This is a genomic window from Micromonospora desertarenae (assembly GCF_056150265.1).
The window spans coordinates 121,764-134,095 of record NZ_JAXCFQ010000008.1 but is presented as its reverse complement, the minus strand read 5'-3'; the positions used below and the strand labels follow the sequence as shown (position 1 = coordinate 134,095).

The window sequence follows — 12,332 nt, the reverse complement described above, 5'->3', positions numbered from 1 at the left end:
AACGCCCGTTCCCCGCCCGGCCGGCGGCAAACGTCACCCGGCGGGGCGCCGTACCAGCAGGTAGCAGCGTTCGCTGGCGTGCTCCCGGTCGGGGTCCGGCTGGCGGTCCAGCCGCGCGGTGAGGGTGAGCCCGGCCCGGGCGAGGGCGGCCACCTCGGCGGCCGGGTCGAGGAACCGGAAGGTCAGCGCGACCGGGTGCCCCCACCAGTCGGTGTGCGTGCGGGCCTGTCCGGGCGGGGTCTCCGCGTCGCGGGTGTGGAAGGCGATCAGGGCGCTGCCGCCGGGGCGCAGCACCCGGGCGAACTCGGCGTAGGCGGCGGCCCGCCCGGGCGCGTCGAGGTGGATCACCGCGTACAGGCAGACGATCGCCGCCACCGCGGCGGACCGGACCGGCAGCGCGGTCATGTCCGCTACGCAGCAGGGCAACCCGGTGGCGCGGGTGGCCAGGGCGCACATCGCCGGCGACAGGTCCAGGCCCACCGGCCGCGCGCCGCGCCCGGCCAGCTCGGCCGCCGCCTGGCCGGGCCCGCAGCCCACGTCCAGCACCGGCCCGCCGGCGCCGAACTCGGCCAGCGCGGCGAGCAGCGCCCGGTCCAGCGGCTTGCCGGTCAGCTCGTCGCCGATCTCCGTCGCGTACCGGTCGGCCACCCGGTCGTAGCTGTGCCGGGTCTCGGTCGTCTCGGACATGGTGACCAGTCTGGACCGTCCGCCCCGGCCCGGCTGTCCCGGCCGGTCACCGTGGCCGGGCCGGTCCGGCGGAGGTGACCTGCCGGACCCGGACGCACGACGGCCCGCGCCGGAGCGCGGGCCGGGGCGGGACGTCCTACCGGGACGGCTCGGGCAGCTCGCAGTCGACCTTCGGGTTGGCGCCGATGTAGTTCAGCGGTCCGGCCACGATGGTCACCAGGATGGTGCCGGCCTCCGCGCAGTTCGTGTCGTCGTCGCCGTAGTAGCCGCGCTGACCGGCGGCGATCGCGCCGATGATCAGCCAGATCACGACCAGGACTCCGACTATCGAGGTGCCGCGCATGACTGCCTCCAGGGGTGGTGGGTTTCGAGGTGCAGGCGTTGTACCCAATCGCGTCGACCGGCTAACGGCGCCGCCGATCGGCGGACCCGACCGGCCGTCCGTCCGGCGCGGCCGGCCGGTGGTACGGCGGGGGGATCGGCCGCCCGCACCGGCTCCGGCCGGTCGACTATCGGATCGAGGACCGACCCGCGTGCCCGGCCCTGCGGGGGACGTACAACTGCCCCACGGCCCGCCGAGGAGGATCCATGGGCGCCTGGACACCGCACCTGTTCATCGACCGTGCCGAGGACGTCGCCGTGGCGGCCCGCGCCCTCGCCGACGGCGCGGTCGTCGCGGTCGCCTTCGCGAACTTCTACGCCATCGTCACCCGGCCGGACGCCGCCACCGTGCGCCGGGTCAACCTCGCCAAAGGCCGGCCGGCCGGCCAGGTCGGCAGCATCGTCGCCACGCCCGCCCGGATAGCCGGCATGTTCGACTGGTCGCTGGTGCCGCACCGGCTGCCGCAGCGGCGGGTCCGCCTGCTGATGGACGCCCTCTACGGCGCCGGCCCGTTCGGCTTCCGCGGGCCGGCCGCCAGCGGGCTGCCCGCCCACCTGACCCAGCACGACCGTGGGGTACGCACCACCCAGGTGATCGCGCCCGGGCTGGTCTGCCCGTCCAACGCCTTTCTCGCCCGGGCCGCCGCCGAGACCGGGGTGGACCACCTCTACATCACCTCGGCCAACCGGTCCCGGCACCGCACCGGCGCCGACGAGGAGCCCGCGCACTGGCGGGCCGAGGGCATCGTGGCGGACTTCGCCCACCTCGACGACCTGGTCGTGCTCGCGCACCGGGACGAGGCGGCGGCCCGGGCCGGGTATCCGGCGCACCTGCCGACCTCGGTGACCCTGCTGTCGTTCCACGACCCCGCGGGCGACCCGGAGGAACCGCCGGTGCTCACCGTGGACCGGCACGGGTCGCTGCACGTCGACGAGGTACGCCGGGCGGCCGCGCCGCTCGGGCTCCAGGTACGCCTCGGCACCGGCGCCGGACGGCGCCTGCGGGTCCGCCCGTACGCCGAGGCGCTGGTGTGACCGCTCTCGCGGTCCGCACACCACCGTGGATGTCCCCGCGATGCCGCGCCGGCTCGCGGCGGTTGGTGTCGGCCCGGTCCGACCGTCAGGCGGCGACCGGGTCAGTGCGGCGGTGACGGCGCCTCCGGCGGCTTGCCGCGGGATGAGGGCGAGGGCGACCACGCGTCCGGTATGCGGCTTTAGCTGGCGTGGGCCGGGGCCCCGTGACGGACGCGGCCGGCGGGCGCCGCGGTCGCGGCCCGGCGGTCGGTTCGTCGACCGCCGGGCCGCGAGCGGTCAGGCGTCGTCGCCGCCGGCGGGCAGGACGGCGACCGCCTCCGGCGCGCCGGCCAGCACCTTGGCCTGCTGGGGCCAGGTGGCGAGGCCGGGCGCGGCGCGCAGCCCGGCGGCCCGGATGAGGTCCCGCAGGCCCGCCTCGTCCAGTTCGGCCAGTTGCCGGTAGGTCCGCACGCCGGCGGCCTGCAACGCGGCCGCCATCTTCGGCCCGATCCCCTGGATGCGGCGGAAGTCGTCGGCCGGCTCGGCGTCCCCGGCTGCCTCCGCGGCCGGCGCGGGCGCGGGCACCGGCCGCACCGGCGGCGTGGCGACGGCCGGCCGCGCCGGCGGCTCGGCGGTCACCGGCTCGTCCGACCCGGCCGGGACGGGCTCGTTGGCCGCGACGGGCTCGTCGGCCGGGTCGACCGCGACGGGCTTGCCGGCCGGATCGGCGGCGACGGGCTCGGCGACCGGGTCGGCCGCGACCGGCTCGGCGTCGGTGCCGGCGGTCGTGCCCGGCTCGGCCGCGTCGGCGGTGCCGGCCCGCTCGGCGGCGGGCGCCGGCCGCTGCGCGACCACGGCCGGCTCGTCGGTGCCGGAGTGGTCGACGTCGGGCACGCTGACCGGCACCTCGTCCTCGGAACCGACCTCGCCGTCGCGGGCGGCCCGCTCCGTCACCAGGGCGGCGTCGGCCTCGGCCGGCTCGCCGGCGCGGTCGACGGTGGACGCCGGGCCGTCGGTGAGCGCCATGTCCGCCGGATCCACGGTGCTGGCCGCCGGGGCGGCCGGGCCGGGCTGCGCCGGTACGGTGTCGACCGGCCCGGGTTGCTCGGCGACCGCGGCCGGGGCCGGGTCGACGGTCGCCTCGGGCTGCACGTTATCGGTGGTGGCGGCGGGCGCCGGCTCGGCCACCACGGCCGTCATGCCGCCGGCGGCGGCACCGTCCACACTGGGCGAGCCGGTGGCCGCTGCGTCGCGCCGGCCGCGCAGCACCCAGCCGGCGGCCAGGCCCACCAGCAGAGCCACGATCAGTATCAGCCAGTGCCCGAAAGACCACGCCACGGCAAACCTCCCTCTCGTTCACGTCGGAATCTCGCGAGAAAAACTCGCCGCAGCTTCGCACACGCGTGATCCGGACGACAGGGAGGCTCGGCATCCGTCCGCGCCGGTGGGACGGGCCCTACCGGTGGTGCCGGCCGGGCGACGGACGGTGTCGGGGCGGCCGGGCGCGCCGCCGGGGCGGGCAGCCGGACGACCCCGGCGCCGCCGCGCGCCGGGGTCGTGCCGGGACGGCGGTCAGTCCTCCTCGCCCCGGTAGGTGTAGAAGTCGTCGACGAACTTGCGCCGCAGCCGGGGCACCCGGCTGGTGACGGTGAAGTAGCCCCGGGCGCCGAGCAGCGCGAGCCGGCCGAACACCGGGTGGTACATCCGGTCGTCGCCGTTGGTGCCGCTGCGGTTCAGCGAGTCGGCGACCCGGGCGAACCCGTACGGCACCATCACCGTCTCGTAGTCGGCGACCGCCTGCACCAGCGTCTTGTCGCCGGCCGCGGCCAGCCTGAGCTGCCGGCAGAGCAGGGCGGCGTCGCGCAGGGCGGTGTTCGCGCCCACCCCGCGGCCGGGGGTCATGGTGTGGATGGCGTCACCGAGCAGCGTCACGGTGCTGCTCTTCCACGGCGGCACCGGCTCCGACGTGCTCACCCTGATCGGCAGGGCGCTGTCCGGGTCGCCGCAGGCCAGCAGCTCACGCAGGTGGGGGTGCCAGCCGCGGGTGAGTTGCAGGGCGAGCCGGATCAACTCCTCGCCCCGGCGGCGCATCACGTCGGCGGGGAACCGGCGGGCGGTGCTCCAGATGACCAGGTTGATGTTGTCGCGGGTGGGGTCGTGCGCCAGGCCCGGCCAGCGGGCCAGCACCGCCGCGTCGGCCGCGCCGACCTCCGGCTTCACGGCGCCGTCGCGGTCCCACTTGAACTCCATCACGTGCAGCACGCCCATCATCCCGCCGGCGCCGAAGATCAGCGAGATGCCCCGCCGGATCCGTTCCGGCAGCAGGCCACGGGTGTGCGGGGTGAGCGGGATCCGGGTGGCGATGTTGATGGTGCCGGCGTCCCGGGTGACCGCGTGCGGCAGGTACTGGCGGCGCACCGCCGAGTGGGTGCCGTCCGCGGCGACCAGCAGGTCTCCGGTGGCGGTGCTGCCGTCGGCGAAGTGGGCGGTGACGGTGCCGTCGTCGCGCTGCTCGTAGCGGGTGAAGGTCTTGTCGAAGTGCACCACGTCCTCCATCCCGGTGAGCAGGACCTGGCGCAGCGTCATCCGGGCCACCGAGCGTTCGGTGTCGACCGGGTCGGTGTCCGGCCGCAGCTCGAACGACGCCGTCTGGCGCATCCGTTGGCTGATGACGTTGAAGTACCGCGGCGACGTGGCGCAGGTGGCGAGGTAGGTGTCGAACAGTTCCGGCGGCAGGCACTCGCGCAGCGCCCGGCTGCCGGTCGGTCCGATGCCGACCCGGTAGCCGAGCAGCCCCTCGCCGCGGGTGCGGTACCGCTCGTAGACGGCGACGCTGATCCCGGCCCGGCGCAGCCCGTGCGCCAGGCAGAGTCCGCCGGTGCCGGCGCCGATCACCAGGACGTGCGGGGTGCGGGCGGCCATCGTGATCGGCCCGCTCACCCGGCCGGTCGCGGCGCGGGCGCCGGCGCCGCGTCCCACCGGTAGAAGCAGCCGGCGATGGCGTCCCGCGGCGAACGCCAGGTCGGCAGGTACGGCGAGGTGTGCGCCGAGAGCCGCTCGTTGACCTGCCGGTAGAGCGGGTGGTTGCGCGCCTCCGCCAGCGCGTCCGGGTCGACCTCCGCGGTCTCCATCAGGTGTACGCACAGGTCGTGCAGGCAGTACAGGGACCGGTGCCGGACGCCGGTCAGGGTGGGCAGTTCGGTCGCGTCGGACTCGGCGAAGATCTGCGCCACCCGTCCCTCCGCACCCGGGATGATCCTGCTGACGATCAGTAGACGGCTCATGGGACCCCTCTCCCCGGTGACGCTCCCACCGGGAGCGGCCACGGACACCTGTGCCGCCCACCCTGCCCGCCGCCCTGTCACCCGGCCGTCACCCGCGCCGTACCGACGATGACGGGCCGGTTCAGCGGGTCGCGCCGCGGGTGGCCGGGTCGCGGCGGGGGCGGGGCCCGGCGTCGCCGCTGGCCTGCCGGATCGGCCCGAGGGTGTCGGCGAGCAGGGCGCTCATCGCCGCCGACGGCTCCAGGTGCAGCTCCCGGCGCAGCAGGTCCCGGTAGACGTAGAAGGCGTGCACCGCCTCGAAGGCGTTGCCCTCGGCGAGGTGGATCCGCACCACCAACCGGTGCGGGGTCTCCCGCAGCGGCTCGGCGGCCATCGCCTCCAGGGCGGCCTCCAGCGCCTCGCCGTGCCGGCCGGCCGCCAGGTGCTGGCACGCCACCTGCTCCAGCATGTGCAGCCGCAGCTGGCGCAGCCGTTCCCGCTCCAGCAGCACCCAGTCGTCGTACCAGCCGGGGAGCAGGTCGTGCCGGCCGGCGCAGAGCGCCCCGGCGGCGCTGCCCGGGTCGTCGCCGTCGCGTACCCGGGCGGCCGTGCCGACCAGCTCGTCCACGTCGACCCGCACCACCGGGTCGAGGCGCACCGTGTCACCGCTGGTGTCCAGCGGGCAGCACGGATCCTGACGCAGCCGCCACAGCGCCGTCCGCAGCGAGGAGAGCGCCCGCTCCTCCGGCGCGTCCGGCCAGAGCAGGCCGGCCAGGTTGCTGCGGGTGGCTCCCGGCCGCAGCCCGATCAGCGCGATGACCCGCTGCAGGCCGCGCGGCACCACCACCGGCGCGTCGGCGTGCAGCAGGCGGAAGCCGCCGAGCAGGTGCAGCGAGATGCCGGCGCCGGGACGCCCCCCGGCGGTCGGCACGGACGGATCATCGGCCACGCGGCACCCCCTGCGGAACGCTCGTCCCGACTGTCTGCTGTGTCCCCGGCGCGGCCGCCCGTGACGCCACTGTCGACCTCGCTCCGGCGCCGGCGGCGCGCGGCGCCGGCCGGGGTGACCGCGACGAAGATTATCAATAACGATTACGCTCGGTCAACACGACGGTCGATGATCCGACGCTCGCTGGTGACCATGAGAGCCACTCTGAACTGCTGTTATGCCGGCGCGCCGGGAGGTGTTCCGGTCAGCTGATGGACAGCGAATACACAGCTTGCGTCAACGCACCGTCACCACGCCGCGTCGTCCGGCGGCGATGCCCGGTGACGGTCGCGTGACGCCGCCGGGCGCACCGTGTCGGCAGTCGTCCGGCGCGTCCGCCCGGTGTCGCCGGCACCGGACGCCGTGGGGGGAGGCCCAGCCATGGACCGTTCGCTCATCGTCGCGAAGGTGGTACCGACCGCCGAGGCGCGGGTCGCGGAGATCTTCGCCGAGTCCGACGCGACCGAGCTGCCACAGCTGGTCGGCGTCCGGCACCGGTCGCTGTACCGGCTGCACGACCTCTACGTGCACCTGCTGGAGACCGAGCTGCCGGGCGACGGGGCCGTGGAGGCGGCCCGGGGGCATCCCGAGTTCGAGCGGGTCAGCGCGCGGCTGCGGCCGTACATCTCGCCGTACCTGCCGGACTGGCGCTCGCCGCGGGACGCCATGGCGCACTGCTTCTACCGCTTCGACGCCGCGCCCGCCGGACGGCCGTCGTGACCGCCACCGCGTCCCGGGAGGGGCAGCTCTGGTCCCGCTGCGCCGGCTGCGCCACGCTGCTGTACCGCAAGCGGCTGCACCGCAACCTCGACGTGTGCCCCGAGTGCGGCACCCACGCCCGGCTCGGCGCGCCCGACCGGCTGCGCCAACTGGTCGACCCCGGCTCGTTCGCCGCGCTGCCCGACCGCCCGGCCGAGGTGGACCCGATCGGCTTCGTCGACGTGCTGCCGTACCCGCACCGGCTCACCGCCGCCCGGGCCGGCACCGGGCTGGGCGAGGCGGTGGTCTGCGGCACCGCCGCCGTCGGCGGGCACCCCTGCGCGCTCGCGGTGATGGACTTCCGCTTCCTCGGCGGCAGCCTCGGCTGCGCGGTCGGCGAGCTGATCACCCGCGCCGCCGAGCGGGCGCTGGCCGACCGGGTCCCGCTGGTCCTGGTCACCGCCTCCGGCGGGGCGCGGATGCAGGAGGGCGTGCTGTCGCTGATGCAGATGGCCACGGTCAGCCAGGCCGTCGCCGCGTTGCGCGAGGCGGGACTGCTCACGGTCAGCGTGCTCACCGACCCGACGTACGGGGGAGTGGCGGCCTCGTTCGCGACCAACACCGACGTGGTGATCGCCGAGAGCGGCGCCCGGATGGGCTTCGCCGGGCCCCGGGTGATCCGCCAGGTCACCGGGCGGGCGCTGCCCGACGGCTTCCAGACCGCCGACTTCCTGCTCCGGCACGGGCAGGTGGACATGGTGGTGCCCCGGCGCGCCCTGCGCGGCCGGCTGACCGCGCTGCTCGCCGCGGCCCGGGCCGCCCGCCGGCCCGACCCGGCACCGGACGTCCGCCCACCGGGACCGACCACCGCCGGCCCGCCGGCAAGCGCCACCGGCGGGCCGGCGGCCGAGAGCCCGGCCGGCGACGCCTGGGCGACCGTACGCGCCGCCCGGCACCCGGGCCGACCGACCACCCTGGACTACCTGGAGTCGGCGTTCGACGACTTCGTCGAGCTGCACGGTGACCGGCTCGGCGGGGACTGCCCGGCGGTGGTCGGCGGCCTGGCGCGGCTGGCCGGCCGGCCGGTGATGGTGGTCGGGCACCAGAAGGGGCACACCACCGCCGAGCTGGTCGCCCGCAACTTCGGGATGGCCAGCCCGGCCGGGCACCGCAAGGCGCTGCGGCTGATGCGGCTCGCCGCCCGGCTCGGCCTGCCCGTGGTGACCCTGGTGGACACGCCCGGCGCGGATCCCGGCGTGGACGCCGAACAGCAGGGCCAGGCGGCCGCGATCGCGGAGAACATCCTGGCGCTGACCATGCTGCCCACCCCGGTCGTCGCGGTGATCACCGGCGAGGGTGGCAGCGGTGGCGCGCTGGCCCTGGCCGTCGCCGACCGGGTGCTGATGCTCCGGCACGCGGTCTACTCGGTGATCAGCCCCGAGGGCTGCGCGGCGATCCTCTGGCCCGACCGCGGTGCGGCCCCGCAGGCGGCGCGCGCCCTGCGGCTCACCGCGCCCGACCTGTGCCGGCTCGGCGTGGCCGACGAGGTGGTGCCGGAGCCGGAGACCGGGGCGCAGGACGACCCGGAGGCGGCCGGCCGGCTGCTGCGGGCGGCGCTGCTGGCCAACCTCACCCCCCTGCTGGAGGTGCCCCCGGCGACCCTGGTGCGCCGGCGACGGCAGCGGTTCCGGCGCTTCGGCGCGGCCGGCGTCCGGGCGGGTGCCCGGTGACCGCCGCGCGTACCGGCCGCTCCCCGGACGCGGCCGCCCCGCCGCCCCGCTCCGGCCCGCCGGCGCACGACGCGGCGGCCACCCCGAACGGCCTGGCGCCGGCCGCCGGGCCACCGGTCCCGGGACCCGCGCGGTCGCCGGCCACCGAACCGTCCACCGACCGTCCGACGCCCGGAGCGGGCGCGGCCGGACCGTCGACCCCGGCGCCCGCTCCCGACGGGTCGGCCCCGACCCCGGCGACCGACGGTTCGGCCCCGGCCGACGCGGCTCCGGGCGGGGTGGACGCGGTGCTGGCCGGGCTGCGCCGGCACGCCCGACAACTCGTCGCCGAGCTGGCCGGACCGGTGCGGCGGGTCCGGCTGCGCAGCGGTCAGACGGTGCTGGAGGTGGAGTGGCACGCCCCGTCCGGCCCGGCCGCGGGCCCGCCGCCGGCGCCCCGGCCGGCGCCCGAACCCGCCGCGCCGGCGGCACCGCCGCCGGCGGGCGCGGACGGGGCCCGCGCCACCGTGCGCTCGCCGATCGTGGGCACCTTCTACCGCGCCCCGGAACCCGGCGCCGCGCCGTTCGTCGCCGTCGGCGACCTGGTCCGGCCGGGCCAGGTGGTCGGCATCGTCGAGGCGATGAAGCTGATGAACGAGGTGACCGCCGACCGGGCCGGGCGGGTGGTCGAGCTGCTGGCCGAGGACGGCCAGCCGGTGGAGTACGACCAGCCGCTGGTCGCCCTGGAACCGGCCTGAGGTGGTGGCGATGTTCGAGAAGGTGCTGATCGCCAACCGGGGCGAGATCGCCCTGCGGGTGCTGCGGGCCTGCCGCGAGCTGGGGGTGCGCACCGCGGTGGTCTACTCCAGCGCGGACGCCGACTCGACGCCCGTCCGCCTCGCCGACGAGGCGGTCCGGATCGGGCCGGCGCAGAGCCGGCGCAGCTACCTCAACGCCGCCGCCATCGTCGAGGCGGCCCGGCAGGTCGGCGCGCAGGCGGTGCACCCCGGCTACGGGTTCCTCTCCGAGGACGCCGACTTCGCCGAGATCTGCGCGCAGAACGGGCTGACCTTCATCGGGCCGCCGCCACGGGTGATGGCCGAACTGGCCGACAAGTCCTCCGCGCGGGCGCTCATGCGCCGCGCCGGGCTGCCGCTGCCGCCGGGCAGCGTCCGGCCCGTGCCGACGGCCGCCGCGGCGGTGGCGGTGGCCGCCGAGATCGGCTACCCGGTGATCGTCAAGGCGGCCGCCGGTGGCGGCGGGCGCGGCATGACGGTGGTCCGCACCCCGGCGGAGCTGCCCCGGGCGTACGCGCGCACCCGGGCCGCCGCCCAGGCCGTCTTCGGCGACGACCGGGTGTACGTCGAGCGGTACCTCACCGACGCCCGGCACGTCGAGGTGCAGGTGCTCTGCGACCAGCACGGCAACGGCGTGCACCTGGGCACCCGGGACTGCTCGGTGCAGCGCCGGCACCAGAAGCTGGTCGAGGAGGCCCCGGCGCCGGCGCTCTCCGCGGCCACCCTGGAGGCGATCGCGGCGGCCGCCCTGCGCGGCGTCCTCGACGTCGGCTTCACCGGCGCCGGCACCGTCGAGTTCCTGGTCGACGCCGACGAGCGGTTCCACTTCCTGGAGATCAACTGTCGGATCCAGGTGGAGCACCCGGTCACCGAGATGATCACCGGGATCGACCTGGTGCACGAGCAGTTGCACATCGCCGCCGGGGTGCCGCTGCGGCTGCGGCAGGAGGACGTCCGCCCGCACGGGGTGGCGGTCGAGTGCCGGGTCAACGTGGAGGACCCGGACCGCGACTTCGCCCCCACCCCCGGCCGGCTGGAACGGTTCCTCCCGCCCGGCGGCCCGTTCACCCGGGTCGACACCCACGGCCACCCCGGCTACCTGGTCGGCCCGTACTACGACTCGCTGCTGGCCAAGGTGGCGGTCTGGGCACCCGACCGGGACCTGGCCCTGAACCGGCTGGAACGGGCCCTCGACGAGTTCGACGTGGCCGGGCCCGGGGTGCGCACCACCATCCCGTTCGTCCGCCTGGTGCTCGACGATCCCGGGTTCCGCAAGGGGCGCTACTCGACCGGCCTGGTCGACCGGCTGCTCGCCGCCCGGGACCCGGCCCGGCCGCCCGCGCCGACCGGACCGCCGGCCGGATCTCCGGCGACCCGCCCGCCCGACGCCCGGCCTCCGGGCGGGCCGCCCGCCGCCCGCCCGCCGACCGGCGAGCCGCCCGCCGCCCGCCCGGCCGGCGTACCCGCCGACCCGCCGGCCAACCGGCCACCCGACGCCGCCCGCCCCGGCGGGCCCGCCGGCCCGCCCGACCGACCGCACAGGAGGACCCGATGACCGTCACCCATGGCCGTCCGCTGACGGGGGAGATCACCGAGATCCTGGTGGCCCACTGTGGACTCGACCCGGACGCGGCGGCCCGCGCGCCGGCCGCCTCCCTGGAGGAGCTGGGCATGGACTCGCTGGCCCTGCTGGAGCTCTCCGCGGTGGTCGCCGACCGCTGGCAGGTGCAGATCCCGGAACAGGCCGCCCAGCTGAGCATCCCCGCCGTGGCGGAGCTGGTGGCCCGCCGGGCCGACCCGCCCGGACACACCGAGAACAGCGTGCTCATCGCCGCGCCGCTGCCGCTGGTCTGGGAGGTCACCAACGACGTCGCCCGCTGGACCGAGCTGTTCACCGAGTACGCCCGGGTGGAGATCCTGCACCGCGACGGCGACACCGTACGCTTCCGGCTGACCATGCACCCGGACGAGAACGGGATCGCCTGGAGCTGGGTCAGCGAGCGCACCGCAGACCCGGCGACCCGGCAGGTACGCGCGCAGCGGGTGGAGACCGGGCCGTTCGAGTACATGCGGATCCACTGGCGCTACACCGAGGAGCCCGGCGGCACCCGGATGACCTGGGTGCAGGACTTCGCCATGAAGCCCACCGCGCCGGTGGACAACGCCGGCATGACCGACCGGATCAACGCCAACAGCGCGGTGCAACTGGCCGTCATCAGGGAGCGGATCGAGCGGCTGGCCCGCGACGGCGTCATCCCGGCCGGCTCCTCCGCCGACACCCCGACCGGAGGCGACGATGAGTGAGCGGACGCTGCGGCTGGTCGCCGCGCGGGACGTACCACCGGACCGCCGCCGCGGCGGTGAGCTGCGGGTGCTGCTCGGCCCGCGGACGGTCGGCAGCACCTCCGGCTTCATGGGGGTGGCGGCGCTGGCGCCGGGGGAGCGGATCGCCGAGCACTACCACCCCTACAGCGAGGAGTTCCTGTACGTGTGCCGCGGCGCGATCACCGTGGACCTCGACGACCAGCCGGTGCCGCTGGCCGCCGGGGAGGCGCTGCTCGTCCCGGTCGACGTCCGGCACCGGCTGCGCAACACCGGCGACGAGCCGGCCGAGGTGGTCTTCCACCTCGGGCCGCTGGCGCCCCGGCCCGAGCTGGGCCACGTCGACACCGAGCTGGTCGAGCAGCGGGGCGGGTCGTGAGCGCGAGGAGTGAGCCGGGGGTTGCGAGCCCCGCAGTCGCGAACCCAGGAGGCGCCGTGAGCGCGAGGAGTGAGCCGGGGTTGCGAGCCCCGC

The 12,332-nt window shown here is 76.6% G+C and carries 13 protein-coding genes; 7 read left to right on the top strand and 6 right to left on the bottom strand.

Features of this window, described 5'->3' with window-relative positions; translation table 11 throughout:
• Positions 1-33: 33 nt before the first annotated feature.
• Positions 34-687 (bottom strand): class I SAM-dependent methyltransferase, encoded by a 654-nt coding sequence (locus SM577_RS18435; RefSeq protein WP_474587494.1) that lies wholly within the window; start codon positions 685-687, stop codon positions 34-36.
• 136 nt (positions 688-823) lie between these two features.
• Positions 824-1,030, bottom strand: a complete 207-nt coding sequence (locus tag SM577_RS18430; RefSeq protein WP_302922219.1) for a hypothetical protein — start codon at positions 1,028-1,030, stop codon at positions 824-826.
• Between the two features lie 245 nt (positions 1,031-1,275).
• On the opposite strand from SM577_RS18430, the gene SM577_RS18425 reads away from it, so the two are divergent.
• A complete protein-coding gene (locus SM577_RS18425) occupies positions 1,276-2,103 on the top strand; it encodes a hypothetical protein (protein WP_474580682.1) in 828 nt (275 codons plus the stop codon).
• A 276-nt stretch (positions 2,104-2,379) separates the two neighbouring features.
• Here SM577_RS18425 and SM577_RS18420 read toward each other — a convergent pair whose 3' ends face one another.
• The 4 genes from SM577_RS18420 to SM577_RS18405 all read right to left on the bottom strand — a co-directional run bounded on the left by SM577_RS18420 (position 2,380) and on the right by SM577_RS18405 (position 6,294).
• Positions 2,380-3,420 carry a helix-hairpin-helix domain-containing protein gene (locus SM577_RS18420; RefSeq protein WP_474587493.1) on the bottom strand — a complete coding sequence of 347 codons (1,041 nt, stop codon included), beginning with the start codon at positions 3,418-3,420 and terminating at the stop codon, positions 2,380-2,382.
• 234 nt (positions 3,421-3,654) lie between these two features.
• Positions 3,655-5,004, bottom strand: a complete 1,350-nt coding sequence (locus SM577_RS18415; RefSeq protein WP_302922336.1) for an FAD-dependent oxidoreductase — start codon at positions 5,002-5,004, stop codon at positions 3,655-3,657.
• Between the two features lie 14 nt (positions 5,005-5,018).
• Positions 5,019-5,366 (bottom strand): TcmI family type II polyketide cyclase, encoded by a 348-nt coding sequence (locus SM577_RS18410; protein WP_302922222.1) that lies wholly within the window; start codon positions 5,364-5,366, stop codon positions 5,019-5,021.
• A 121-nt stretch (positions 5,367-5,487) separates the two neighbouring features.
• Entirely contained in the window at positions 5,488-6,294 is an 807-nt protein-coding gene (locus tag SM577_RS18405) for an AfsR/SARP family transcriptional regulator (protein WP_474587492.1), read from the bottom strand.
• 420 nt (positions 6,295-6,714) lie between these two features.
• Between SM577_RS18405 and SM577_RS18400 the strand changes: the two genes are divergently transcribed.
• The 6 genes from SM577_RS18400 to SM577_RS18375 all read left to right on the top strand — a co-directional run bounded on the left by SM577_RS18400 (position 6,715) and on the right by SM577_RS18375 (position 12,239).
• A complete protein-coding gene (locus SM577_RS18400; RefSeq protein WP_302922224.1) occupies positions 6,715-7,053 on the top strand; it encodes a TcmI family type II polyketide cyclase in 339 nt (112 codons plus the stop codon).
• Complete coding sequence (locus SM577_RS18395; RefSeq protein ID WP_474587491.1) at positions 7,050-8,762, top strand: acetyl-CoA carboxylase carboxyltransferase subunit alpha; 1,713 nt, start codon at positions 7,050-7,052, stop codon at positions 8,760-8,762. Before SM577_RS18400 ends, SM577_RS18395 begins: the two co-directional genes overlap by 4 nt.
• Before the next feature lie 92 nt (positions 8,763-8,854).
• Complete coding sequence (accB, locus tag SM577_RS18390; protein WP_474587572.1) at positions 8,855-9,499, top strand: acetyl-CoA carboxylase biotin carboxyl carrier protein; 645 nt, start codon at positions 8,855-8,857, stop codon at positions 9,497-9,499.
• A 10-nt stretch (positions 9,500-9,509) separates the two neighbouring features.
• A complete protein-coding gene (locus SM577_RS18385; RefSeq protein WP_474587490.1) occupies positions 9,510-11,093 on the top strand; it encodes an acetyl-CoA carboxylase biotin carboxylase subunit in 1,584 nt (527 codons plus the stop codon).
• A complete protein-coding gene (locus tag SM577_RS18380) occupies positions 11,090-11,842 on the top strand; it encodes an SRPBCC family protein (RefSeq protein WP_302922227.1) in 753 nt (250 codons plus the stop codon). Before SM577_RS18385 ends, SM577_RS18380 begins: the two co-directional genes overlap by 4 nt.
• Entirely contained in the window at positions 11,835-12,239 is a 405-nt protein-coding gene (locus SM577_RS18375) for a cupin domain-containing protein (protein WP_302922228.1), read from the top strand. Before SM577_RS18380 ends, SM577_RS18375 begins: the two co-directional genes overlap by 8 nt.
• Positions 12,240-12,332: the final 93 nt, after the last annotated feature.